The organism is Arthrobacter sp. MYb23 (assembly GCF_002979775.1).
GTDB lineage: Bacteria > Actinomycetota > Actinomycetes > Actinomycetales > Micrococcaceae > Arthrobacter.
Window position 1 is genome coordinate 12014 of record NZ_PCPR01000013.1, and the last position, 23956, is coordinate 35969.

At 59.1% G+C, this 23956-nt stretch carries 22 protein-coding genes and 1 pseudogene; 10 read left to right on the top strand and 13 right to left on the bottom strand.

From position 1 onward, the window contains the following. Positions 1-14 precede the first annotated feature (14 nt). The 4 genes from CQ020_RS13975 to CQ020_RS13990 are packed head-to-tail and all read left to right on the top strand — an operon-like array spanning position 15 to position 4191. A complete protein-coding gene (locus tag CQ020_RS13975) occupies positions 15-1265 on the top strand; it encodes an iron-containing alcohol dehydrogenase (protein ID WP_105692393.1) in 1251 nt (416 codons plus the stop codon). A gap of 17 nt (positions 1266-1282) precedes the next feature. Next, positions 1283-2758: an NAD-dependent succinate-semialdehyde dehydrogenase gene (locus CQ020_RS13980; RefSeq protein ID WP_105692394.1), complete on the top strand. Its 1476-nt coding sequence runs from the start codon at positions 1283-1285 to the stop codon at positions 2756-2758. A 39-nt stretch (positions 2759-2797) separates the two neighbouring features. After that, positions 2798-3004, top strand: coding sequence for a hypothetical protein (locus CQ020_RS13985; protein ID WP_105692395.1), 207 nt, complete (start codon positions 2798-2800; stop codon positions 3002-3004). After that, positions 3001-4191 (top strand): MFS transporter, encoded by a 1191-nt coding sequence (locus CQ020_RS13990; protein ID WP_181151882.1) that lies wholly within the window; start codon positions 3001-3003, stop codon positions 4189-4191. Before CQ020_RS13985 ends, CQ020_RS13990 begins: the two co-directional genes overlap by 4 nt. A 29-nt stretch (positions 4192-4220) precedes the next feature. Here the strand turns inward: CQ020_RS13990 and CQ020_RS13995 are convergent, their stop codons facing one another. After that, a complete protein-coding gene (locus CQ020_RS13995) occupies positions 4221-6002 on the bottom strand; it encodes a helix-turn-helix domain-containing protein (protein ID WP_105692397.1) in 1782 nt (593 codons plus the stop codon). A 52-nt stretch (positions 6003-6054) separates the two neighbouring features. Between CQ020_RS13995 and CQ020_RS14000 the strand changes: the two genes are divergently transcribed. Genes CQ020_RS14000 through CQ020_RS14010 form a run of 3 tightly spaced genes read left to right on the top strand, consistent with a single transcriptional unit; the run spans position 6055 to position 8526 of the window. Then, on the top strand, positions 6055-6954 hold the full coding sequence (locus CQ020_RS14000) for an N-acyl homoserine lactonase family protein (RefSeq protein ID WP_258141888.1): 900 nt from the start codon (positions 6055-6057) through the stop codon (positions 6952-6954). A 22-nt stretch (positions 6955-6976) separates the two neighbouring features. Beyond that, positions 6977-7426 carry a zinc ribbon domain-containing protein gene (locus tag CQ020_RS14005; RefSeq protein WP_181151883.1) on the top strand — a complete coding sequence of 150 codons (450 nt, stop codon included), beginning with the start codon at positions 6977-6979 and terminating at the stop codon, positions 7424-7426. Further along, the gene (locus CQ020_RS14010) at positions 7423-8526 is read left to right on the top strand and encodes an alcohol dehydrogenase catalytic domain-containing protein (protein ID WP_105692398.1); all 1104 of its coding nucleotides are present in this window, start codon (positions 7423-7425) and stop codon (positions 8524-8526) included. Before CQ020_RS14005 ends, CQ020_RS14010 begins: the two co-directional genes overlap by 4 nt. An 85-nt stretch (positions 8527-8611) precedes the next feature. On the opposite strand, the gene CQ020_RS14015 is transcribed toward CQ020_RS14010, so the two are convergent. From CQ020_RS14015 to CQ020_RS14040, 6 genes are all read right to left on the bottom strand, one after another. Beyond that, positions 8612-9826 (bottom strand): serine hydrolase, encoded by a 1215-nt coding sequence (locus tag CQ020_RS14015; RefSeq protein WP_105692399.1) that lies wholly within the window; start codon positions 9824-9826, stop codon positions 8612-8614. A 3-nt stretch (positions 9827-9829) separates the two neighbouring features. Next, on the bottom strand, positions 9830-10654 hold the full coding sequence (locus CQ020_RS14020) for an ABC transporter ATP-binding protein (protein WP_105692400.1): 825 nt from the start codon (positions 10652-10654) through the stop codon (positions 9830-9832). Continuing rightward, positions 10651-11601, bottom strand: a complete 951-nt coding sequence (locus CQ020_RS14025; RefSeq protein WP_105692401.1) for an ABC transporter ATP-binding protein — start codon at positions 11599-11601, stop codon at positions 10651-10653. Before CQ020_RS14025 ends, CQ020_RS14020 begins: the two co-directional genes overlap by 4 nt. Beyond that, a complete protein-coding gene (locus tag CQ020_RS14030) occupies positions 11598-12512 on the bottom strand; it encodes an ABC transporter permease (RefSeq protein ID WP_105692402.1) in 915 nt (304 codons plus the stop codon). The genes CQ020_RS14025 and CQ020_RS14030 overlap by 4 nt, the downstream gene beginning before the upstream one ends. Then, on the bottom strand, positions 12509-13525 hold the full coding sequence (locus CQ020_RS14035; protein WP_105692403.1) for an ABC transporter permease: 1017 nt from the start codon (positions 13523-13525) through the stop codon (positions 12509-12511). The genes CQ020_RS14030 and CQ020_RS14035 overlap by 4 nt, the downstream gene beginning before the upstream one ends. Before the next feature lie 93 nt (positions 13526-13618). Continuing rightward, positions 13619-15211 carry an ABC transporter substrate-binding protein gene (locus CQ020_RS14040; protein ID WP_105692404.1) on the bottom strand — a complete coding sequence of 531 codons (1593 nt, stop codon included), beginning with the start codon at positions 15209-15211 and terminating at the stop codon, positions 13619-13621. Positions 15212-15313: 102 nt separating this feature from the next. On the opposite strand from CQ020_RS14040, the gene CQ020_RS14045 reads away from it, so the two are divergent. After that, positions 15314-16201 carry a LysR family transcriptional regulator gene (locus CQ020_RS14045; RefSeq protein ID WP_105692405.1) on the top strand — a complete coding sequence of 296 codons (888 nt, stop codon included), beginning with the start codon at positions 15314-15316 and terminating at the stop codon, positions 16199-16201. A 46-nt stretch (positions 16202-16247) separates the two neighbouring features. Here CQ020_RS14045 and CQ020_RS14050 read toward each other — a convergent pair whose 3' ends face one another. Continuing rightward, complete coding sequence (locus tag CQ020_RS14050) at positions 16248-16865, bottom strand: TetR/AcrR family transcriptional regulator (RefSeq protein ID WP_105692483.1); 618 nt, start codon at positions 16863-16865, stop codon at positions 16248-16250. A gap of 111 nt (positions 16866-16976) precedes the next feature. Between CQ020_RS14050 and CQ020_RS14055 the strand changes: the two genes are divergently transcribed. Further along, positions 16977-17897, top strand: a complete 921-nt coding sequence (locus tag CQ020_RS14055) for a carbon-nitrogen hydrolase family protein (protein ID WP_105692406.1) — start codon at positions 16977-16979, stop codon at positions 17895-17897. Beyond that, positions 17887-19317, top strand: coding sequence for an APC family permease (locus CQ020_RS14060; protein WP_105692407.1), 1431 nt, complete (start codon positions 17887-17889; stop codon positions 19315-19317). The genes CQ020_RS14055 and CQ020_RS14060 overlap by 11 nt, the downstream gene beginning before the upstream one ends. A gap of 105 nt (positions 19318-19422) precedes the next feature. On the opposite strand, the gene CQ020_RS14065 is transcribed toward CQ020_RS14060, so the two are convergent. From CQ020_RS14065 to CQ020_RS14080, 5 genes and pseudogenes are all read right to left on the bottom strand, one after another. After that, positions 19423-20529 (bottom strand): ABC transporter substrate-binding protein, encoded by a 1107-nt coding sequence (locus CQ020_RS14065; protein ID WP_258141889.1) that lies wholly within the window; start codon positions 20527-20529, stop codon positions 19423-19425. 216 nt (positions 20530-20745) lie between these two features. After that, a pseudogene (locus tag CQ020_RS24770) lies at positions 20746-21165 on the bottom strand (response regulator transcription factor); the annotation flags it as partial. Positions 21166-21257: 92 nt separating this feature from the next. Further along, positions 21258-21971, bottom strand: coding sequence for an SDR family NAD(P)-dependent oxidoreductase (locus CQ020_RS14070; RefSeq protein WP_105692409.1), 714 nt, complete (start codon positions 21969-21971; stop codon positions 21258-21260). Then, positions 21968-22810 (bottom strand): polysaccharide deacetylase, encoded by an 843-nt coding sequence (locus CQ020_RS14075; protein WP_105692410.1) that lies wholly within the window; start codon positions 22808-22810, stop codon positions 21968-21970. Before CQ020_RS14075 ends, CQ020_RS14070 begins: the two co-directional genes overlap by 4 nt. After that, positions 22800-23954, bottom strand: a complete 1155-nt coding sequence (locus CQ020_RS14080) for a C45 family peptidase (RefSeq protein ID WP_219844510.1) — start codon at positions 23952-23954, stop codon at positions 22800-22802. The genes CQ020_RS14075 and CQ020_RS14080 overlap by 11 nt, the downstream gene beginning before the upstream one ends. Positions 23955-23956: the final 2 nt, after the last annotated feature.

Below are 23956 nucleotides of genomic sequence, written 5' to 3' on the forward strand. Positions count from 1 at the left end.
AGGAGTCAAACACAATGTCGTGTGCGCACGCAGCGGGTATCAGTCCCGCAACTTTCGGCGTCCTTAGGCTGCCACGGACAGTCGTTGTCGGCGCCGGGCAGCGTTTTGCCGTCGCTGATATCGCAGCCAAATTCGGAACGAACGTCCTCATATGCACGGACCCGCGATTGGCCCTCTCGGAGGAACTCCAGGCATTGGTCCGGAGTCTGAAGGATCGGGACCTGACGGTACGGGTATATGGGGATACTCAGGCTGAGCTTCCCACTCCCGGCATCCTGGCATGTGTTGAGGAGCTCGATGGTCAAGAGACAGATGTCATTGTTGGTTTTGGCGGTGGCAGCTGCATGGATATGGCAAAGGTCGTGTCCGTTCTACTGACGCACGGCGGCAAGCCGAGCGACTACTATGGCGAGTTCGCTGTTCCCGGTCCCACCAAACCTGTCATCGCCGTTCCCACCACTGCCGGCACCGGGTCTGAAGCGACGGCAATCGCTGTGGTTTCCGACCCCGACCTGGGAATGAAAATGGGCATATCGAGCCCCCACATCATCCCGTATGCCGCAGTGTGCGATCCTGAGCTCACATACTCGTGTCCGGCCTCCCTAACCGCCGCCACGGGCGCAGACACCTTCGTGCACTTGGTCGAGTCGTTCACTGCCATCACCCGCAAGCCCACTGCCGCGCTGGCCAATGAACGGGTCTTCGTCGGTAAAAACGTGCTGACAGATTCGATTGCCCTGAACGGCATCGGCTTGGTTGGACGCCACCTGGTCACGGCCTACAAAGACCCGGAAAACGAAGAAGCCCGGGCGGGGATGATGCTCGCAGCTCTCTACGGAGGGGTCGTCCTCAGCAATGCAGGAACTGCCGCGGCGCACGCTATCCAGTACCCGGTAGGTGCAATGACCCACACACCCCACGGCGTAGGAGTCGGCCTCTTGTTGCCATACGTTGTTCGGCATAATTTCGAAGCCATCCAACCTCAGCTGGCGCAGATCGCCAACGTCCTGGGTCGGGACATCGGCGAACTCGACCAGCGCGACGCCGCCCTGGCCGGTGTCGAAGCCATCGATGAGGTCATCGCTGCCATTGAACTGCCCGCGACGCTGAAGGATATCGGCCTGCAGGAAAGCGACCTCGCCCACGTCGCCGCATTGTCGTTGAATTCCAAACGGCTCATCGACAACAATCCCGTACCTCTGGACCTCGAAGCCGTGAACTCCATTGTTCATGCAGCTTTTGTTGGCTACCGCACCATCCGCTGATTGGCGAAGGACCATCCATGACACTTCTTTCAACCCATGAACTGCTCCATATCGAAGGTCTGGCGGTGCCCCGCCAATTGCTGATTGGCGGCACTTGGCGGCACGCTGGCAGCGGGAACACCGTCGAGGTGATCAACCCCTCCGACGAAACGGTTATCACTGACATTGCCGACGCTGACGTCGAAGATGGTACCGCTGCAGTTGACGCGGCGGCTGCAGCCTTTCCTGAATGGGCGGCCACCCCACCGCGGCGCCGGGCGGAGATTCTGCGCCGCTGCTTCGAATTGATGTCTGAGCGCAGCGAGCAGCTGGCCCACTTGATTTCCCTTGAGAACGGCAAGGCCCTTGCAGACGCGCGCGGAGAAGTGGCCTATGCCGCAGAGTTCTTCCGCTGGTACTCCGAAGAAGCGGTCCGGATCATCGGCGACGTGTCCGTCTCGCCGTCGGGGTCAAACCGGATCCTTGTCCAGCACCCGCCAATCGGTGTCTGCGTGCTGATCACCCCCTGGAACTTCCCGGCCGCCATGGCCACGAGGAAACTGGCCCCCGCGTTGGCGGCTGGTTGCACCACAGTGCTAAAGCCGGCAATGCTCACACCGCTGACCGCCTTGGCCATCGCCCAGATAATGATCGACGCCGGCACTCCGGCCGGCGTGGTCAACGTCATCACCACGAGTAAGACAAACGAGGTAGTCACCCCGATCCTTGCTGACTCCCGGGTCCGCAAACTCTCATTCACAGGTTCCACCAGCGTCGGTCGCCACCTGCTGCGGGAAGCGGCCGGGAACGTGCTCAAGTGCTCAATGGAACTGGGCGGCAATGCTCCGTTCCTGGTTTTTGATGACGCGGACCTCGAGCTGGCACTCGACGGCGCCATGATCGCTAAGATGCGTAACGGCGGTCAGGCTTGCACAGCAGCAAACCGCATCTATGTCCAGCGTGGTATCCATGATGAGTTCGCCCGTCGGCTTGCCGATCGGATGGGGAAAATGCGCTTTGGCCCGGGCACCGATAACAATACCGAGGTTGGACCGCTCGTGGATGAGGCCAGTGTCCGGAAGGTTGACTCGCTGGTCCGCGACGCTGTCGGCCACGGTGCCAAACTGCTCACCGGAGGTAATCCCCTTGACGGTCCGGGGTTCTTCTATCCGCCTACCGTTCTAACCAACGTACCGCTGGAGGCCCGGATGGTGCATGAGGAAACATTCGGGCCGGTGGCCTTGATCATCCCTTTTGATACCGAAGATGAGGTCATCGCCGCTGCCAATAGTTCCGACGACGGCCTCGCCGCTTACGTGTTCACCGAGGACCTCCGACGCGGACTCAGGATCTCTGAACGCATCGAAAGCGGCATGGTGGCCCTCAACAGAGGCCTCGTCTCGGACCCTGCAGCACCTTTCGGCGGAGTCAAACATAGCGGCCTCGGCCGCGAAGGGGCTCATCAGGGCCTGCTCGATTTCACCGAAACCAAGTACATCGCGCTCGATTGGTAGCCAGCGGCTCCCGACATTTCCACCTGAAAGAGAAGACCAATGACGATCTCCCACAGTAAAACCACGACGACGGCCTGGCGGGTACCGCTAGCCAGCTTCGCAGGCACCACCATCGAGTGGTACGACTACTACATCTTCGGCTTGCTCGCCGCTACCGGCGTCTTCAGTCGACTCTATTTTCCTGAGCAAGACCCTGCGACTTTCCTGAGCAAGACCCTGCGACGGGACTCCTTCTGGCCTTTGTGACCTATGCCGTTGGCTTCGTCGCACGGCCCTTCGGTGGCATGTTCGCGGGCCACTTCGGTGACAAAATCGGCCGTAAACCCATGCTGGTACTGTCACTTCTCATCATGGGCTTTGCCACCTTGGCCATGGGATTGCTTCCCACATACGCCCAAATCGGAGTCTGGGCCCCGATTCTCCTGACGGTCCTGCGACTTCTGCAGGGTTTCGGTGCTGGTGCCGAATGGGCTGGTGCTGCTGTCATTTCCATTGAGCATGCCCCCGCGGGACGCAGCGGATTCTTCGGCAGCTTCACGCAGATGGGCGTCCCGGCCGGGATGCTGCTTGCCAACGCAAGCGTCCTGATCGTCAAGTCCGCCGTTCCTACTGAGGTTTTCGACGCCTGGGCTTGGCGAGTTCCGTTCCTGCTGAGTGTGGTGCTGATCGTCGTCGGGCTGGTGGTTCGGGCCAAGCTTGAGGACTCTGACGATTTCAAAGAGCTGGTTGCGACGAAACAGACCTCTAAGAAGCCTCTCGGCGAAGCCATGAAGAAGGAGTCCAAGGGAATCTGGTTGGTTGTTGGCATGCGATTGGCAGAAAACTCCGCCTTCTACCTCTACACAACGTTCTCGGTGGTCTACATCATGAGGACGTTTGGGCCCGAGCGCGCCAACCAGGGCACACTGTCTGTACTTATCGCCTCCGCCATAGGTGTCTTTGCCGTACCGCTGTGGGCGATCCTCTCTGACAAAATCGGTCGCAAACCCCTGTACCTGTTTGGTTCAATCGGCGGGCTCCTGTTCTTCCCCCTCTACTTCGTCATGACGGATACGGGCAGCGCACTGCTGGCAACGCTCGCAATCATCATCGGGCTAGCCGTCTTCCACAACTCCATGTATGGTCCCCAAGCCGCCTTCTTCTCCGAATTGTTCTCCACTAAGCTGCGCTACAGCGGAGCGTCCATGGGGTATCAGTTCGGTTCCGTTCTGGCTGGTGGCATCGCACCGTTGGTGGCCGTGGCCCTGCTGAACGCCGGAAATGGCGAGCCGGGGTGGGTGATCCTCTACTTCAGCGGGATAGGGATCATCACTGTGGTGGCGACGATGCTTGCGCCGGAAACCCTCGGAAGGCTGGAGCGACGTCTCGCTGCCGCTGAAGATGACGACGAGAAAGATGCAGGAGTAGCCGAGGTGCGCGCCAGCGCAGGCTAGAACCTTCAACAAAGCGGGCGTCGTCCGGGTCACTGGCCCCGGACGGCGTCCGGTTTTGACGTTGGTGGAACCAACTTCCACAGCCGAAGCGCGAAGTGGACGTCGATGCGACGTGACGGCGTTCGCCATTGGGCTCCGAGCAAGGAGTCGATGCGCTCGAGCCGCTGCCTGACAGTGTTCTGGTGGATATGAAGTTGTGAGGCCGTTGTTTGGAGACTGCTCCCCGACTCGAGATAGGCCCAGAGTGTGCCAAGGAGATCTGTTCGGTGCGCGCGGTCATACTCCTGGACAGGACCGACGGTTCTTTCCACGATCCGGGCTGCGGTTGAAGCGCTGTCATGGCTGAGCATGATTCCGGCGATACCCAGATCGTTGAGGTCGGCAAATCCGCGTCGCCAGCCGAGTTCTTTGGCGGCCATGACCACTTCTGAGGCCTCATCATGGGCTCCACGAATGCCGTTGATGCTGCCGCTGGAGGATGTTGCGTGTCCAATGACTGCGGAGATCCCTTCCTGGTGCAGGATCTGGTCCATTTCCTTGGCTAAAGTTGCACCGGCCGACGTTGTGACCACGCAGATATGGCCCATATGGGCAGAGACGAGCATTGCACCTTTACGGAGCCGCTGCTGAACGGTTGCAAGTGCGTTGTGCCGTACCGGAGGATCAATCAAGATGACCAGTACGGCTGTCTCCCCGCGGAGCTCAATGCCGAAGGCCACGAACTTGGCCCTCACGGCCTGGGCCTGGTCCTCAGTCCTGCTGGCAAGCAAGTCTTCCATGAGTGTTGATTGCGCACGGTTGTTGGCGTCCACAAGTGTGCGTTCGAACAGGAGCGCTGCGCTCACGAACACCGAACCCCGCTCAAGCAAGGCAATCTCTTTACCCGCGGTACCGTTCATGACCAACGTGGCCAGATGTTCCTTGCCGGCAGCGACCGCCACAACCGTGTAAACCTCGCCTTTGTAGCGCACTGTCGCCGCACCCGCGCCGTGCAGGGAAGTGTTGATTGCCGATTGCACACCCCAATTCTCAAGCGAGGGCTTGTTCAGCGTCACAGAGCCGAAGCGGTGACGTCCTGTCGGATCAAATAGACCCAGGGGCCTGCCCGTTGCCTCTTCGAGGACAGCCACGACGCCCTCCGCGTTAACGGATGCCACCATGCTGCCCATCAGCCGCTCATCCAGCGCGAGCATTGCTTCCAATTCCCGGGTGCGGCCGGCGTTGCTGGTAGTCGTACTTCCTATCAGCGCCCGAAGCTGCATGATCTCACTGCCTCGGCGTGTCTGTTCGAGTGCAATGGCGGCTTGAGCCGCCATATGCTCAAGTGCTCGTTCTCCGGCCGCCGGGAGGCTCGCCGGCGATCGATGGGCGACGAGGAGTGCGCCGACGATCCGGCCACCCACCCGGAGTGGTGCCCCGGCGATCGCCTTGACGCCTTCGACGGCGACCACTTGGTCGATGGTGGGAATGTGATTCATATTTGGATCCGCCAGGTAGTCAAGCGTCGAAGCGGTCGAGCCGCCCGCCGCTACTGCTCCCAGGACGCCGGTGCCCAAGGGCATGCGGATATTCCGGTAGGCCTCGGTGCGCACGTTATCCGTGACATGAATGTAGGTTTCACCGGAAGGGAGGTCGTTCAGGCTGAGGTAGGCCATGTCGGCACCTAAAAGCGTGCGGGTGCGTCGCAGGATTCCCTTGAGGATGAGGGTCCGATCCCGCACGCTTGCCAGATCCCTCGAGCTTTCGGTGGTGGCGTTGAGTATCTCGGGGTCCTCTGGTGCCCTGAACTGCTGTGTGCTTGCCTCATCCATAGTGCAATTTTATGCATTTGATGTTGTATTTTGCCATGTTTGGACCATATGTATGTCTGCCGTTGCCATGGCTTTGTTGCTTTCGAACCCTCAGAGTTGGGTAACGGCAAAAGTTGCCGACAGCAACAAGGAGGTTGTAGTGACGGACATGCGAGTCCATATTCTGTCCACTGGGGTTATGGAAACAGATCTCACTTGGCTTTTACTCAAAGGTGGGCGGACCATTCGCGACCGGCATCACAAGGAAGATCCGGTGGTCTGGGGAGAGTGCCCCACTCATGCTGTGCTCATCGAGCATCCAGAGGGACGGATTCTGTGGGACACGGGCGTTCCCCGTGATTGGGAGCAACGATGGGCGCCGACGGGGTTTCAGGATTTTTTCCCGGTACGCGAGCCGGTGGACGGGCCGGGCTATCTGGATTCATCACTCGCACAATTGGAATTGACACCAGATGACATTGACATCCTAGTGCTCTCACACCTGCATTTCGATCACGCGGCCAACGCCTCAATGTTCGGCAACGGCAAGACCCGGATTATTGCGAACAACGCCGAGATCGCCGGCGCGCGGGCCATTGAGGGCTATTCGCAAGGCGCGCATATCGTCTCGGATTATCAGGCCCTGGATCTGGAAGGGGTCAGTGGCGATGTTGAGATCGTTCCCGGCGTCAAGGTCCTGGAGACTCCCGGGCACACGTGGGGAACCATGTCATTGCAACTGGACCTTAAGAACGAAGGTACGAAGATTTTCACCTCGGATGCGGTGTACCTTGCCGACAGCTGGGGGCCTCCAGCCGTGGGCGCGGCCATCGTTTGGGACAACGTCCGCTGGCTTGAGTCCGTCGAAAAACTGCGGACTATCGCGGACCGCACGGGAGCGGAGGTCATCTTCGGCCACGACGGGGACCAAGTCAAAACCCTGCGCTATGCGCCCAACGGTTATTACAGCTGATCTGCTAACCGGGAGAGAACCAGTGATCCTTTACGATTTCGGGTGCCTGAACGGTCATCTCTTCGAGGCCGGACTCAAGAGCATGACATCAGCCAACCCACCCTGCCCAGCCTGCCACGCAGAGACCACCAGGCGTCCCTCCCGGCTCAACATCGGAGGACGCGCTTCCGCGGGGCCCTCCAGGGAGCAGATGCCACGAAGCTGGAACGCTGTTAGGCAAGGCGACCGCGAAACCATAGCGCACTGGCACCGCCTAGCCGAGCGCCGTGAAGCGCTTGAAGATAAGTACCCCGAACTTGCCGGAGACCGACGCCCCATCCTCGCGCACGAAGGTATCTTCTCGGGCCGACCCCTCCGCGCCGGTGACGATATCGCCCAGGCAGTGTCGTCGGCCATGGCAGATGGAGCAACGCCACATACCCATCACCCCGCGCCAAGACCGGGGAACATCGACACGAAAGCCACACCATGAAAATAACCGGAGCAGTCCTCGAGGACATCGGACGCCCCAGGCCATTCGGAGCCTCGCGACCCATCACCGTAGGAGAACTCGAACTCGACCCGCCAGGTGAGGGAGAAGTACTGATCAAAATCGAAGCCGCAGGAATCTGCCATTCCGACCTGTCGGTGGTAGACGGCAACCGCGTTCGTCCCGTACCGATGCTGCTTGGGCATGAAGCCGCCGGTCGGGTCGTCAGTTGCGGGTCCGGCGTCGAGGACCTTACGACTGGACAGCGCGTGGTGATGGCCTTCCTACCCCGTTGCGGGGAATGCTCCAACTGCCACACCAACGGACGGCTTCCCTGCGCACCCGGATCCGGAGCAAACAATGCAGGAACGCTACTTTCGGGCAATGTGCGGCTGCATCGCAACGGGCAGGACGTTTACCATCATTTGGGCGTGTCCGGATTCGCGACCTACACCGCCGTCGATCGTCATTCTTTGGTGCCTGTTGACGACGACATCCCGCCTGAGATCGCGGCCGTCCTTGGGTGCGCTGTGCTCACAGGCGGCGGAGCAGTCGTTAATGCCGCTAAGCCCGAGGCGGGGGAGACGATCGTGGTTGTTGGTCTCGGTGGCGTTGGAATGGCTGCACTGCTCACAGCGGTTTCCCTCGGCACAGGTAATGTCGTAGGAGTGGACGCCGTCCCAGACAAGCTTGAACGGGCCATATCACTAGGCGCCACAGCGGTGTATTCCCCGAGTCAGGCCTTGGAAGCAAGGCTTAAAGCGCCGATTGTGATTGAGGCGGCCGGGAATGCCAGGGCCTTTGAGACCGCAGTGGCGCTGACCGGCGTCGGTGGCAGGACCGTCACCGTTGGCCTCCCAGCGCCAACTGCCGAAGCTGTCATCAAGCCGCTTGGGCTTACGGCCGAAGCGCGCACGATTATTGGTAGCTATCTCGGGTCGGCTGTACCGGCCCGTGACATCCCGGCGTTCGCGCAGCTCTGGCGTGAAGGACGTCTCCCCATCGAAGCGCTGATTTCATCGACCATCACGCTCGGAGAAGTGAACCAGGCCATGGACGACCTTGCTGATGGGCTCGCCGTACGCCAGATCATCAGGTTTTGACGCAACCGAAGCATGACTTCGGTGAGCGTGGCTTTGAGTGGAGGGCAGCGCAGGAGCCCTCCACTCATGGGCCTTACCGGTCCTTTTAGTCAGGGCGGTTCTCCAGGAGGCTGACTATTTGCCTGAAGCCGGCTGCATGTGCCCGGCTTAGTTCCAGGCCCACCGGTTGTGCGCACGAGGAGAACTTCGCTATGACGATGTTGCTGACAGGGTCGATCCAGATAAATTGGCCATGGATTCCTGCGGCGTAGAGTGTGCCCCTCTCATCGCCGAGGACCCACCACTGGTTTCTGTAAGAACCTTCAGGGTGGACTTTCTGGTAGGCGCTCCCTCTGGCAAGTAGCGGGTCTCCGCCCCGCATTGTGTCGCTGATCCACCACGCCGGGACCACCGTGCGGCCGTTGACGTTGCCGTCGTCCAGCAACAGCTGTCCGATCTTGGCCAAGTCGCGTGCCGTGCAGGCAATCCCACCATTGGCAAACGCGAAACCGCCGGAATCGGTGGTGATGAGTGCATCATCGTCGGTTCCGAGCCGGGACCAGAGTTCATCTGAGACGACGTCTGCATACCGCTTACCGGTGACGTTCTCGATGATCCAGGCAAGCACGTCGGTGCCTGCCGAGCAGTACTGGAATGACTGGCCATGCTCTCCGGACGGCTTGAGGCGCGTGAGGAATTCGTAGGTGTCCCCGGCGTCTGTCTCGAGCTTCGGACGCCAGCCGGCAATCCGGTCCTGCTGCTGGACTTCAGCGTCTGAATCCAGGTAGTCCTCGCTGTACTGGACCGCTGCTGTCATATCGAGGACTTGGCGGACGGTCGCATCACCGTAGGCACTTCCCTTGAGAGCGTGGACGTAGCGATGGACGCTTTGTTCGGTGTCTATGAGTCCACGGCCCACCAGGATGCCTACAACGAGTGCGCAGACAGATTTGCTGACAGACATCAGAACGTGACGGTCATGCGAGTGGAACGCACCAAAATAGCGTTCCATGACCACTTTCCCGTCCTGAAGCACAACGATGGCATCTGTTTGCGTTGTGGTCAGGAAGTCCTCAACACCGTGCCACTTCTCCCCGTGTCCAACGTTTGACGAACCGGTTCGGGAAGTGGGCTGGCACAAGCTTCCTCGACGGATTGTTGCCGTAGTGATCAGCTCGCTGATGTGGGCGAATCCCCAGCGGTTAAAGGGGCTTTCCTGCCAGTTGTCCAGGGTAACGCGCCCCTTGAAATCCTGGCCGGAGTAGCGATCGATCCTGCCAGGGCCGGAGGGTAGGAAACCATTTGCGGTTGTCTCAAGCATGTTCTAGTTGCTGCCTTGCGTGTTAGGGGCGGAAAGAGTGTGCGAGCCGACGGCAGGTGATGCTTTGTGTCCAGGTGCAGCCTCGAGGAGTGTGCGCGTGTAGTCATGCTGTGGATCTGTAAAGATCCGTTCAGCTGCTCCGCTCTCTACGATCTTTCCGGACTTCATAACTGCCACTTCATCGCTGAGATACCGGACGACGTCGAGGTCGTGCGAGATGAGCAGGTAGGTGAGCCCTTTTTGCTGCTGCAGATCCTGAAGAAGGTTCAAAATCTGGGCTTGGACTGAAACGTCAAGGGCGCTTGTGGGTTCATCCAGGATCAACAGACGGGGTGATGTGGCCAGTGCGCGCGCTATCCCAACTCGTTGGCACTGTCCTCCGGAGAGTTGGTGTGGCAGCCTGTGGGCGTGCCCGGCCCCCAACCCGACCTCGTCCAGGAGATCTTCGATTTTCGATTGGAGAGCCTGCCCCTTAAGCGTGGTGTGGGCCCGGAGGGGTTCCGCCACCGAAGCGCCGATGGTCATGCGTGGATTCAAGGACGCCACCGGGTTTTGAAGAACCATTCCCATCCGCGAACGGACGTTCCTTAATGCTCTGGGTGTGAGCTTGCCGAGGTCATCTCCTTCAAAAATTGTCCTTCCGGATGTTGGGCGCATCAGTTGCATGGCACAGCGGGCGAGGGTGCTTTTGCCGGAGCCGGATTCGCCGACAAGTCCGTAGACCGTACCTTCTTTGATCCTGAGGGAGACATCGTCCACTGCGGTGAAGACTCTCTTGTGGTGAGGAAAAGTCTTGACGATTTTTTCGAGGCTGAGGACGTTGGTCATAGTTCGTCTTCCTTGATGCAGGCGACTGCCTGGTCTGACCCGTTGCGGGTGAGGAAAGGGTCTGTAAAGGAACAGTCGATGACTGCATGCGGGCATCGGTTCATGAAGGCACACCCTGTGATGGACAGGAGGTTTCCTGGCACTGATCCGGGGATGGCACTCAGTCTTTCGCCGTGGCTTCTTCCTGCCGGCAGGGCGCCCAAGAGCCCGCGGGTGTATGGATGGCGAGGGTTGTTCATGACCGCGTCCACGGTCCCGGTTTCGATCACCCTGCCGGCGTAGAGGACGGCTACCCTGTCACAGACATCGCGAATGATGCCAAGGTTATGGCTGATGAGCAGCACACCGAACCCAAACTCATGCCTGAGTTCGTCGATGAGGACCAAAATTTGCCGTGCGACAGTGACATCAAGAGCTGTTGTGGGCTCATCCAGGATCAGTAGCCGGGGTTGGCGCAGCAGGGCCATGGCAATCATGGCACGCTGCAGCATCCCGCCGGATAATTGGTGCGGATAACTGAGGAAGACTCGCTCAGGGTCCGGAAGACCGACAAGACCGAGATGCCGCAGCACTTCGGATTTACTGTCGGACCTTGAGATCTGCCGGTGCCGGCTCAGGACATCACTAAGTTGGCGGCCAAGGGTGAAGACGGGGTTGAAAGCGGTCCCGGGGTTCTGAAAGACGATTGCTGCCGGACTGTCAGGCTCCGACGACGGCTGTAGTGGATCACCGCCCATGGTCACTTTCCCCGTACGCCGCGCGCCGCGTGGAAGGATGCCCAAAGCGGCGAGTCCTGTCAGGGATTTGCCGCAGCCGGTTTCCCCCACCAGACCAAGGATCTCACCGGCTGACACATTGAGGTCGATCCCGCGGACCGGACGATTGGTGACTTTTCCCCGATCGATGAATTCCACGTTGAGGTCGCGGATGGTCAGTACATGTGTCATCGCTTTACCTGCCTGGGGTCAAGGAGGTCGCGCAGCGAGTCTCCGAGGAGATTGAATCCGAGGACTGCCAGGAAGATGGCCAGACCCGGGAAGGTGGCTATCCACCAGGAACTGAAGATGAGTCCTCGTCCTTCAGCAACCATCAGGCCCCAATCGGGCAGGGGCGGCTGGGTTCCGAGACCAATGAATGCCAAGGATCCCGCGGCCAGTATCACCGTGCCGATGTCGACCGTTGCCTGGACGAGGATGGGTGTCATGCAATTGCGAAGTACATGGCGGGTGATGATCAGCAGCTGGGGGATGCCCATGGCGCGTGCTGCTTCCACGTAGGAGCGTTCGCGAAGGGATCTTGCTTCCGCACGCACGAGGCGTGCGTACCAGGGCCACCAGCTGATGGCCAAAGCGATACCAGCGTTGGTCAGGCTTGGACCAAGGATGGCAACGGTGACCATTGCCAGGAGCAGCGGCGGGAACGCTTGGAAGACCTCTGTCACACGCATCAAGGTTTCGTCGAGCCAGCCGCCGCAGTACCCGGCCACAGCGCCGAGTGGAATGCCTATGAGGGCAGCGGCGGCGACAACAGTCGCAGAGATCGTCAGCGCCGGGTTGGCGCCCATGATGATCCGGCTGAGAACGTCGCGGCCAAGCTGGTCGGTGCCAAGCCAGTTAAGGGCGTTGGGAGCGAGGTTCCGGGCAGAGGCATTTGTGGAGCCCATGCCCTGGTCGGGGAAGGGTGCCAGCCATTGCCCAAAAACTGCCAAGACAATGACGACGACGATGATCGCCGCCCCAGCAGCGGCCAGACGGTCGCGGCCCAAGGTCTGCCTAAGAAGTTTCAGCGGTTTGAGGTTGGCATGTTCTGCGGACGCATGGGATTGGGTTGGGGTGGTGATTTCGGTTGTGGGGCTCATGACATTCTCACTCTGGGATCGATTCGGGATTGCAGGATGTCCACCAGGAGGTTGGCCACGAGGTATGCTGTGGCGCCCATGAGAGTAATGGCCATGATGGCCGGGTAGTCCACTGCGAGCATGGAGGACGTGGCGAACTGCCCGATCCCCGGCCAGTTGAAGACGGCCTCGACGAAGAACGTTCCGGTCAGGGCGTAGGCTGTCGCCATTCCGGCGATCGATAAAACGGGCGGCAGGGCATTTTTCAGGGCAAGGCGCCAGCGGATGGCGACCTCCTTCAGACCGTACGCCTGGGCCGTGAAGATATAGTCCTGGTTCATGACATCGAGCATGGCGGCTCTGGTCATTCGCGCCATGAGTCCGAGGGGATACGCGGCAAGGGTGAGCGCCGGCAATATCATGTGTTGCAATCCATCCTGGAAGGCCGCACCATTTCCGCTGACCAGGCTGTCGAACAGGGGAAAACCTGTGATGTGAGTGATGGGATTGGAGTACTTGATGGAATTACTGAACTGTCCCGTGGCTGGAAGTACACCCAGCCCCCCAACGAACACCAGCTGGAGAAGCAGCCCCAGCCAAAACGCGGGCACGGAAATTCCCCCGATGGACAGGAACCGAATAGTGCCGTCCAGAAACTTTCCAGGACGACGGGACGCAACGACGCCCAGGAAGACCCCTGCGAGAACAGCCAGACACATGGCAAAACCGATGAGTTCCAAGGTGGCAGGGAGGCGTGAGAACAATTCATCCAACACCGGGCGTTTTGTGGCAAGCGAATTGCCCCAGTCGCCGGTAAGCAGGTTCTTCACGTATTCGAAGTACTGAACGATCATGGGCCGGTCAAAGCCCAGCTCCTGACGAACCCGGTCAAGCTCGGCAGGCGGAGCCTTAGGACCGGCATAAATGACGGCTGGATCGCTGGGAACGATACGGGCCAGCACGAAAACGATTACTGTGAGCACGGCGAGAACCAGCACCGATGTGATGAGCCGTCTGAGGACAAAGCGCAACATGGTTCTCCTTATCTTTAACAATTGTTTGAATTTCGAGCAGGGGAGACACGAGGCCCGGTCCAGGTGGCCCGGGCCTCGATCCATTGGGAGTTACTATGCAGCGGGTTTCATGTCTGCAAAGAACACCGTGAAGGGGTAGTTTTCGTTGAACTGGGAAACATTCAGTCCAGCCGGCACGACGGAGACGCCGCGGGCGTCGTAGAGGAATGCCGCAGGTGCTTCCCTGTAGAGGAGGTCCATGGCTTGCTTGTAAAGGTCTTGGGCTGCAGCTCTGTCCGTGCCCGTCAACGTCGCTGCCTGGTCCACCAACTTGTCGTACTCCGGGGAATTCCAGTAGCTCAAGTTGAAGGACGGCTTTTCGCTGGAACGGAAGAGAGTGGTGAGGTTGTCACTTCCGGCATCGCTGTAGGTGGGCCAGTAGTACAACACGAAGATGTCCTGAGCTGTTGCGGGGTCTGCTTTGGCTGCATCCCACTGCTGATTAAACAACTGCGCCTTGACGTCCACCTCAACACCTATCTTGGCGAACGCGTCCTTGATCAGTGGCACAAATCGGGCTTCGGCAGGGTTCTCGGATGCGTAGCTAAGGGTCAGCTTCATGCCGTCGGCATGACCAGCTGAGGCCAACAGCTGTTTGGCCTTTTCCAAGTCCTGGGAGTACTGGGGCACATCCGGACTGAAGGGGAAGATACCCCGCGGGGCCGGTCCATGGGACTGTGTGCCGTAGCCTTGGGCTCCTATGTCAATAATCTCCTTGTACGGAATGGCATAGCTGAGTGCGCGGCGGACCTCCGGATCATTGAGCGGTGCACGGGTCGTGTTGAACATCGCCATGAAGTTGAACGGAGAATTGAAGTCCTTCACCGTGAACTTCGGATCGTTGGCCAACGTTTTGGCGTTTTCCAGCGGAATGCTCGTGGCATAGTCGACCTCTCCCGCGGTTAGCATCTGTTGGGCAGTGACAGCATCGGGGGTGATGGAGATGTCCACCACGTCGAAATGAGGGGCCGATGCTTTGTTCCAGTGACCCTCAAATTTTTTCAGCACAACCTCAGAGCCGGGTTTGTAGGAGTCGATCGTGTAAGGTCCAGAGCCCCCATCGATTCCGGCATCAAAGTACTTGTCGTCCTTCTCGGATGCTGCGAGTGCCTTAGGGGAAACGATCCATGCACCATAGGTGGAGGAAGCGACGAGGTCCATCGGGGCGGCGTATTTGAGTTTGATGGCGACCGTAGAGTCGTCAGGAGCATCAATGCTCTCCACCGGCGCCCAGATAAAGGATGCTGCTGCCCGCGTCCTCGCAGCATCAATGCTGGCCTTGACAGCGGCGGCGTTGACGGGCTCGCCATCATGGAAGGTCGCGCCGGAACGGATCTTGAAGGTCCAGGCCTTTCCATCCTCACTCGCACTCCAGGACTCGGCGATAGCGGGCTTGAATTCCTCGGAAGAACCCTCCGGGTTCTTCCACAGCAAAGGCTCGTAGATGTTGCCCATATACAGGGCTTCGGTTGAAAAGGATCGGACTGGATCCCAGGTTGTAATGGCCGCAGACGCAGCAACGCTGAAGACCTCAGGTTTTGACGATGTGTCCGGCGTCGAGGTACAGCCGGCTGCACTGAGGGCAAGGGCGGCTGCCGCGGCCGCACCGAAAGCAGTCCGAACAGGGTGGGGAAATGAGGGTGCCACAAAGACTCCTTGAAGAAGGTGGGGAAGTGTGACGAGTCTAACTATGTGTGCCTATGCCTGGGAAATGCCTATGATGAGTAGAACCAATACCTTGGAGGCATAATGGACTTGAGGCACCTGACGTACTTTCTGAGCATCGCTGATGAAGGATCAATCAACGCTGCATCACGCTCCCTGTTGGTTGCCCAGCCCTCGCTCTCCAGGCAGCTCCGCTCCTTGGAGAAGGAGCTTGGGCTGACCCTCTTTGACAGATCAGGGGCAAAGTTGTCCCTGACTGCGGCGGGCACCGCGTTCCTGCCTATCGCCAAAGACCTGGTCACTCGCGCTGCCCAGGCCAAGTCATCCGCTCGCGCCATGGCAGGGGGTTCTGTGCGACGTCTGACCATAGCGGCGGCCTCCGCGACCATCGCCGACATCATCGCCCCGTTCATTGTTTCCCAAGGGCCGGGAGGAATCCTGACCGACGTCGTCGAGGCAACCCCCGAGTTCGTTTACCAGGAGTTGCAGGAAGGCAGGGCCGACTTTGCCCTCGGAACCAAGCCGCCGCCGTCGGACCTGGAATCGATTGTTGTTGGCAGTGCGTTCCTCTGGGCTCAGTGCAACGCCGAGCATCCTCTGGCGGGCAGGGAGAAAATCGGCCTCTCCGAACTTGTCCAATGGCCTCTCATTGCCATGACAGCTGATTTTGGCGTCCGGACGATGTTCGACGATGCTGTCAGTGCCGAGCACCTCACCTACACCGCCGAATTTGAAGTGCGTTCAGCCCGCGTCGGCCAAGCCTTGGCAGCAGCCGGTAAGGGAATCTGCGTACTCTCGGATGATCCAAGTTTTGGGGTGCACGCCATGCCCATCACGCATAGGGGAAAGGATCTTGTGTTCACCCTCTTCGGCGTCTGGAATCCCTTGCATTTCGCGGCGCCGGCAATAGGGGATTGCCTGCAGAACCTTTCACGTTTTACCGCGGACCTGTATCCAGCCGCCCGACTGTAGCATCGCCATCGGACCAACGTGGCGCTGGCCATTGCAGCGCGGGAGTTCAGTTGCGCTGCAAGTCTTTTCCGGGTCTGGTCTTGACCATGTTCATCGCATAGCTGATCAGGAATTCGTATTCGTCATCCGGCGTGAGGTCCCCGAGCAGGACATCCATGACGAGTCCGTCTTCCAGCGCTACGAAGCTACGTGCCAGGAATGCCGCTGGTGCTGACAAGGTGAAAGCGTCCGCCTGTGTCCCGCGATCCAGGATCCCTTGGTAGAGATTCGTTTGGCGTTCGACGAAGGCCATCTGCTGGCGTGCGGCCGCTTCATTGCGCAGGTAGACAGGGATGAGTTCCACGAGGATGCGGCTGGCGGTTTCGCTTTCGCCCGGCCATGGGACCCCGGAATGGATGCAGGCCCTGAGCTGGTTTTCAGGTCCGCTTTCAGCCTGGATCCGGGCTTCCCTACGGTCGCAGTACTCCGTGACACCTTGATGGAAGACCTCACTGAAGAGTTCATCAACGTCGCGGTAGTAATACAGAACCGCAGCGGGGGTGACGCCCGCTTCGTTTGCAATGTCGGAGAGGCGTGCCGCCGATGATCCTCTATCCAGCAGGACCCGTCCGGCTGCTGCTACGAGTTGATCCCGGCGTTCTCTTTGATTCCGTGGTCTTGCCATGGTCACCATGCTTTCATACCGCTTCGACGTGAGCCTTGACACATCATAGTTCGTTAATTAATCTTTAATTAATATTTAGTTAATGAACTCTCCCTCTAGGAATCCCACGCCATGACTCGACTTCTCCCTCTGGCTCTTGTGCAATCGCCCGCAGAGACCTTGACTGATTTTGCAGCTGGTCTCGAGCGGAAGGTCAAAGCACATGCGGTCGCCGACCTCTTCGTCTACCCGGAGTTGCACTTGAATAGCGCAGATGCTCCTGGTCCTGCCGAGCGGCAGGCCTATATGGAGGCCTCTGCCGAACCTCTTGATGGCCCGCGCGGGAGCATTCTTGCCGAGCTCGCCGGCGATCTGGGTATCTGGCTGTTGCCTGGCAGTGTGCTTGAACGTGGCACTGATGGGCGCATCTACAACACCGCCGTTGTTTACTCACCGCAGGGAAAAGCCGTGGCTGCCTACCGGAAGATCTTTCCGTGGAAGCCTTACGAAACGGTTTCCTCGGGTACAGACTTCGTGGTCTTCGATATGGCCGGCTACGGCAGGGTGGGTTTGTCCATTTGCTACGACGCCTGGTTCCCCGAGCACAGTAGGCATCTGGCATGGATGGGCGCGGAGCTCGTTCTTAATGTTGTTCAAACCCCCACCAATGATCGTGTGCAGGAAGTTGTTATCAGCCAGGCCAACGCAATCGTCAACCAGAACTTCGTTGCCAGTGTCAACGCAGCCGGCCCGCACGGGGTGGGGCGCAGCCTCCTGGTCGACCCCGAAGGCCGGGTGCGGGTCTCGGCGGCCGGACCCGAAGACGCGACCCTGGTGGATGTGATCGACCTGGACCAAGTAGGAAATGTACGTCAATATGGCACTGCGGGCGTCACTCGCCCTTGGGACCAGTTCGCTGAAAATGATGCCAGCATTCCGTTGCCGCTCTACGCGGGTCAGCTGGATCCCCGCCTCTGGCGGCAAACCAACTCCCCGTCAAACCTGACCAACCTCAGCACTGCCCCAGCCCAAGGAACCTCCCATGTCCGCTGAGAACATCAAACTCACCCCCAAACTATCCCTGCTATCGGTAGTCGTGTTCGGCTTGGCCTATATGGCGCCGGGCATCGTCATGACGATCTTTGGTGTGATCTCCTCCACCAGCGACGGAACAGCCCCGACAGCATTCGCCCTCGCCACTGCCGCCATGCTGCTGACGGCCCTCAGCTACGCAAAAATGGCAAAGATCTTTCCGAACTCAGGTTCGGCCTACGTGTATGCGCGCCGACTACTCGATTCCCGCGTCGGCTTCCTCGTCGGGTGGGCGATCCTCCTGGACTACCTCTTCCTTCCCACCGTGGCCTGGCTCTTCCAATCGTTCTACCTCGCAGCACAGTTTCCCGGCATCCCCGTTTGGGCCTGGCTCGCCTTGAATGCAGGACTGACAACGATCATCAACGTCACGGGCATCGTGCTCACCGACCGTGTCAATAAGACGCTGACCCTCCTGGTGGTTACCCTCATCGGGATCTTCATCGCCTATTGCCTGGCCTACCTCGGTGGAAACGCGCCGTCCTCGTTCACGGACCCCTTCTGGAATAGTGCGACGACGGTAGGCGGCGTCGCTGCGGCTGCGGCCATCGCTGCCTACGCCTTCCTGGGATTCGACGCCGTCAGCACACTCAGCGAAGAAACCAAAGACGCCGAGCGCAATATTCCGCGGGCTATCCTCCTGACAGTCCTCGTCGGAGGAGTACTTTTTGCCGTCGTCTCCTACATCATGCAACTCGTTCATCCGGGCGGGGACTTTGAAGAAGCAGCCACCGCCGCATACGCGATGCAGGTTCTCGTCGGAGGGCAGTTCTACGCCAACATCACCAACATGCTCTTCATCGTCGGCGGGTTCGCGTCGGGCCTCGCCATCCAGGCCAGCACCAGCCGGCTCCTCTACGTCATGGGCCGCGACGGAGTCCTGCCCCGCCGGCTCTTCGGGCACCTCCACCCCCGAACAAGGACGCCTATCTTTAATCTGGTCCTCGTTGGTGCCGTGGCCATGCTGGCACTGAACATCTCCTTGGAGGTCGCAACGTCCTTCATCAACTTCGGCGCCTTCCTGGCATTCACCACCGTGAACCTCTGCGTCGTCGCCTACTTCATCCGAAGCCGGAAGCAGGGCAAAAAGATGTCGGTCTTCGGCTTCATCGTGCTACCCATCCTGGGTGCCGGCGTCGACATTTTCCTCCTGACCCAGCTTAGTTTCATCGCCATCACCATCGGACTCTGCTGGATCGCCCTAGGCGTTTTCTACCTCGTTTTTCTGACCAAGGGTTTCCGCAAGGAACCACCGGAGATGCGTCTCCACGAGCGGGAGAACAAGGCAGCTCAAAGTGTCGAGGACCTCCAAAATCCGGACAGCGGCCACCAACCACCCATCAAGCACGATGGCGGCCGAGTCCAGCCAACCGAAATCTAAACCCTCCTTGAACCACCAGGATGGGCCTGTCAATCAGGTCCGTCCTTTGGCGGCATGCACGAGCTCGAAGGGCAGAACAGGCGCCATAGGAACACGTTCTGACTCTTACGGCTTGTGGTCCGGCTCGAGTGCGACGAACGTGTTGGTTGTCAACGGTGGCGGTCCGATGAGTTTGCTCAGGCCTCCTTGAATCTGATGGACCAGGTGCATGTGCCCCAATGAGGCATCCAGGGTGTCATCCGGAAATGACAGTGCTCTTTGCCCAGCTCCGCCAAAGTAATAGGGGCCTGCGGCTCCGCGGTAGACAGTGTTCCTGAGAGCCGCTTTGACAACTTCAAAATCCCACGGAGCGTTCACTTGTGACCAGGCCGAAGCGAGAACGTTGACCATGTCAAAGTGCATTGCCGCCCCGCCGGAACCAGGATCCTGCGCATAAGTGGCGGTGTAGAGCTTCCTGAACGGTGCACTGACCGGATCATCGTAGGTTCCGATGACGGTGGACCACACCAACCCTTCTGCCAACGGTCCCAGACGGGCGGCAAAGTTCGGAACGGTCGGTGACCAGGCGGTGTATACCAGCGGAGGACTTCCATAGGCCTTGAGTGCGCCGATAAAGGCCTGGAGATCGCGTTCTGGAAATACGGAGATGTAGGCAGCCGCCGGACGTGCCCGTGAAACGTCGGCGGCCACCTTGGCGAGGTCGGGTTCACTGTCATCAACGGTAATCACCAGCTTGACCTTCCATCCGCTGTTTTCAACCTCGCGCTGGAGGTCTTCGACGCTGGCCCGCGCCAGCGAACTTTGCCGCACCACCAAGGCCACAGACTTGCCCGGGGGCTTCCATTGTCCGGTGTCCACGAACATGCTAAGCGTTCGGGAAAAACCGGACAGATAGGCGATTTCTGTCGCGCAGACCTGGAAGGTGTTTCCCAGCGTCGTAGAGTTTTCCATCACGTCGTGGCTCAGGGCCGGATTAACCATGCCGTGCAACAAGGGTGTACCGCTAAGTGATGCGACATGGAGCGCTGCGGACGCAGCGTGCAGCGGGAAGTTTCCCAGCGTGAATGCGTCCACATCGATGTCCTGCATATTTCCCACCACCCGGTCAAGACTCTCTGCTGAGCTCTCAATTGCCAGGTGTTCTACCAGGCGTCCGTTGACACCGCCGATCCGGTTCAGCCGGGCAACAGCAAGCTCAGACCCGCGGCGCATGCTTCCGACGTCATGCCGGCCTGCGATTCCCTCTGGAAAGATTGAGGCCAGACGAATAGGCCGCCTGCTCGCCGCCCGCTGAAGGCTTGCCGCTCCTCGCCTCTCCGCCACCTGGGCGAGGAGAACTTGTCGAAGGTCCTCCGGTAACTCGATCCTGGTAGTGCACAGAGGCGCAACGTAAGCGTTGGCTGCCGCGATTAAGGCAGCTACAGCCGCTCTGGAGGCCACGTTGAGTTTCGTGAGGATGTGTTCGATGTGGGTAGCGACTGTTCGTCGGGCACAGTGAAACAGCTCCGCGATTTCGGGATTGGAAAGGCCGCCAGCTACACAGGAGGCCACTTCGAGCTCTCTGACCGTTAATCCGAAGGGCGGAGTTGTGGACTCGGCCGTCAAAACCGTGGAAAGCCTGTGGCCAACTGCAGTCTCAATACGTATTCTCCGTACGTGTCGTCCATCGACGAATAAGAACGATACGTGGGAAACCTTGTTATTCAGAGCACGGACAGCGTAGTCAACTAAGGAAGCTCTGGCAGCGAAAAATCCGGGGCTGGTGGTTTGAGTGTTGTCTTCATCCCACACGATGATCTGATGATCCGTTTTCGCGGGCAGTGAAGCACAAGTGCGGCGATTCATCATCCAGTCCTGTCAGCGACCTAGGGTGACCTTTAGTTCGTCAATTTTACTCCCGCCGTGGGGCCCGAAAGGGCGTAACACTGCTTCCAGAGTGACTATGTCAGCCAGTTCGGAGCATTCTGCGCCCCAAGGCTGGTGCCGCCATCAACCACAAGTGTCTGACCAGTGACCCAGTGTGATTCCGCGCTAAGGAGCCACATGATCGCTGGTGTGATGTCCTGCGGGATCGCGACCCTTCCGTGAGGCGAAGCGGTGCTGAGCGCGGCGACATAATCCCGCGGGACTGCGTTGAGGGGAGAACTACCGTCAACAAACCCTGGAGCGACCGCATTTACCCGAAAGCCCCTTGAACAATTCTCCAGTGCGACTCCACGGACTATTGCTTCCAGGGCGGCCTTGGAAGCTGCGTAGGCGGTGGTACCGGTCCTTGCCCGGGCCGCTGCGGTGCTACTGATGACAACAACCGAGCACTGCCGGTACTCAGCCGCAGCCAGCCGGGCCAGGGTCGTTATCGCAATCAATGCCGAGCGCGCATTGACCACCATGAGTTCATCGAACTGATCCTCGCTCGTTTCGTCCGCCAGTATTGCCGGGAACATTCCGGCCGTAAAAACCAAGCCGTCGAACGGACCCGAATCCAGCCACTTGGTTTCAATCATTGGCCGCAAAGTTCCGTTGACCTTCAGATCTACTTCAGGCAGATCCAAGCCAGTAAAAGAATGTTTGGAGGCTTCCATGGCTGCGGTTACGGATTTCCCGAGACCTCCCTCTGAGCCGATGACCAGATACTTGCGCGAGAGGTCTTTCATTTCGTAAGAAGCTCCTTTCGCTTGTCCCTGGACGCATTAAGGCAAGTCTCGAAGGTGACGCCCAAGTCCAGGCACTGCTCAATGAACTGCTCCAGGGCCAGGAGGCGTCCGCCCCGGCCGATTACTTGCGGATGGAGGGTGACCACACATACTCCTCCGGCTTCCTCGCGGACCATGAATTCCACATCGCGGAGGAAGGATCTGAACATGGTTTGCGGATCTGCAAGCCCGGGCATGACGAAGTCCTTGGTGCGTACAAACTCAAGGTGTGGATAATCGTCCAAGGTCCAGGAAACCGGCAGTTCCATTATTGAAGAGGGCGTTCCGAACTCGAAGGAAGCGTCGGGCGGGCAGTGGTCGCCGCAACGCGCAAAGTATGGCTGGTAGTCCTGACCCATAAGGGATGAGTCGTATTCGATCCCCAGTTGTTCAAGGATTTCTACTGTGTGGTTCGTGAAGTCGAAACTTGGTGTGCGATGACCTTTGGGCGCCGAGCCAGTCAGCTTCGAAATAAGGGCAATGCTTCGTTCATTGATACTCCTTTCTTCATTTTCCGTCAGCAGCGAAACGTTTTCGTGGGCGTATCCGTGCAGGGAGATTTCGTGGCCGGCGTCGGCTATCCACTGGCTCTCTTGGGGATAGCTTTCCAAGGTGTGCCCAGGGATGAAGAACGTCGAGGTGATGCCGTAGCGCGAAAGCAGGCGAAGTATTCTGGGGATGGCGTAAGCACCAAACTCACCCCGAGACACTGGGCCGGGCGAGGTCATGGACCTCGCAATCCACAATGAGATGGCATCGAAATCGAAGGTCAGGCAAACGGTTCCCCTTTTAGCGGACATGTGCAGCCTCCAGAGGGTGGAACTCAAGGCTCGGCTGCTGGCCAGGGGTAAAGATGGAGTGCAGATTCCATCTGGAGTACGGGTTTTCACTTGGTGAACCTGGCGCAATCCAGAAGTCCAGGGTGTTGAGGTCCATCACCACGGAATAGACGGTGGATACCTGTTCGTTCCCTGGGACCCCGGGGTCCGGGTAACGGCAGATTCCGTCAGGGTAGGAGTAGGTGTCTCTGAGGGCGCTGATCAGATCCGAGACTTCGACGGCGCGATCCTGGGCCTTGGCTTCCAGTAGTCGGCGCAACCGGGAGGACCTCAGAAGAGTCAGTGCGCTTGTACCAGCCTTCAGGTCTTTGAGTTTGAGCCCGCTTTCAAAATGATTCGCGTGGACAATCATTCCGTCTGCCGGCAGGAGATAACCGAAGTCGTCCGGAGCCAACTCGAAGTCGATTGATTCCCCGTCGGCGTCAGCCAGGAGAATATTGCCTGAAGAGATCCGGCTGACCCCAAGAACCGCTTTGTGAGCCTTGCTCATGGTCCTGGCTTGCAGTACCCCCCGAAGCAAGTAGTGGTAGGGCACACCATGGCCGCCTGTGTCCCGGTCAGACACAAGCAGGTTGGCGCAGACACCCAGTCCGTCGGAGTTCAACCCTGACTTGGCAAGCATGCCTGCTTCCGTTAGTGACAACACCGAGAAGCCGTTCGTGTCACGGGTCGCCAAAAGGAAGGTGGCAGGCCCTTGCTCAGGATGCCAGTCCCAATTCTGTCCGATCAGTGTGTGACCATCTGCGGTATGGGTCGATACGACGGAAACCGAAGTACATCCTTCTTCCGTATATCCGGATCCATAGAGTATCTCGGTCCGCGCGTTCAGAGCCGCAAGTCGTCCGACGCGTTGGCGGGAACCCTTGGCCATGCCCTCGAGCATGGCTGCAATGTCAGTGTTGTAGCTTTTCAAGGTTTGCCAATACCGCTCGCCCCAACGGTCAATGTCGTTGTCCGTGAGCCCGGCATCGTCCTTGAAACGCTGGACGTATGCGTTCAGACTTTGCTCTATGAGGTTGGCGGATTGTTTTCCCAGTTGCTCTCCCATGTCCAAGTAGGAGCCCTGAACGGCGAAGAGAGCTGGCGTGTTGGTGATTGATTGCATTG

Bases quoted from the DNA above. Each gene is read 5' to 3' on its own strand.
- CQ020_RS14065 (WP_258141889.1), bottom strand. From the start codon at position 20,529: ATGCGCCGCGGGTCTGAGCTTGCTGTTGCCCGGCTGAACCGGATCGGC.
- CQ020_RS14075 (WP_105692410.1), bottom strand. From the start codon at position 22,810: ATGTCCGCTAAAAGGGGAACCGTTTGCCTGACCTTCGATTTCGATGCC.
- CQ020_RS14030 (WP_105692402.1), bottom strand. From the start codon at position 12,512: ATGAGCCCCACAACCGAAATCACCACCCCAACCCAATCCCATGCGTCC.
- CQ020_RS14060 (WP_105692407.1), top strand. From the start codon at position 17,887: ATGTCCGCTGAGAACATCAAACTCACCCCCAAACTATCCCTGCTATCG.
- CQ020_RS14035 (WP_105692403.1), bottom strand. From the start codon at position 13,525: ATGTTGCGCTTTGTCCTCAGACGGCTCATCACATCGGTGCTGGTTCTC.
- CQ020_RS14015 (WP_105692399.1), bottom strand. From the start codon at position 9,826: ATGCTTGAGACAACCGCAAATGGTTTCCTACCCTCCGGCCCTGGCAGG.
- CQ020_RS14070 (WP_105692409.1), bottom strand. From the start codon at position 21,971: ATGAAAGACCTCTCGCGCAAGTATCTGGTCATCGGCTCAGAGGGAGGT.
- CQ020_RS14020 (WP_105692400.1), bottom strand. From the start codon at position 10,654: ATGACCAACGTCCTCAGCCTCGAAAAAATCGTCAAGACTTTTCCTCAC.
- CQ020_RS13985 (WP_105692395.1), top strand. From the start codon at position 2,798: ATGACGATCTCCCACAGTAAAACCACGACGACGGCCTGGCGGGTACCG.
- CQ020_RS13975 (WP_105692393.1), top strand. From the start codon at position 15: ATGTCGTGTGCGCACGCAGCGGGTATCAGTCCCGCAACTTTCGGCGTC.
- CQ020_RS13995 (WP_105692397.1), bottom strand. From the start codon at position 6,002: ATGGATGAGGCAAGCACACAGCAGTTCAGGGCACCAGAGGACCCCGAG.
- CQ020_RS14045 (WP_105692405.1), top strand. From the start codon at position 15,314: ATGGACTTGAGGCACCTGACGTACTTTCTGAGCATCGCTGATGAAGGA.
- CQ020_RS14000 (WP_258141888.1), top strand. From the start codon at position 6,055: ATGTCTGCCGTTGCCATGGCTTTGTTGCTTTCGAACCCTCAGAGTTGG.
- CQ020_RS13980 (WP_105692394.1), top strand. From the start codon at position 1,283: ATGACACTTCTTTCAACCCATGAACTGCTCCATATCGAAGGTCTGGCG.
- CQ020_RS14080 (WP_219844510.1), bottom strand. From the start codon at position 23,954: ATGCAATCAATCACCAACACGCCAGCTCTCTTCGCCGTTCAGGGCTCC.
- CQ020_RS14010 (WP_105692398.1), top strand. From the start codon at position 7,423: ATGAAAATAACCGGAGCAGTCCTCGAGGACATCGGACGCCCCAGGCCA.
- CQ020_RS14025 (WP_105692401.1), bottom strand. From the start codon at position 11,601: ATGACACATGTACTGACCATCCGCGACCTCAACGTGGAATTCATCGAT.
- CQ020_RS14055 (WP_105692406.1), top strand. From the start codon at position 16,977: ATGACTCGACTTCTCCCTCTGGCTCTTGTGCAATCGCCCGCAGAGACC.
- CQ020_RS14050 (WP_105692483.1), bottom strand. From the start codon at position 16,865: ATGGCAAGACCACGGAATCAAAGAGAACGCCGGGATCAACTCGTAGCA.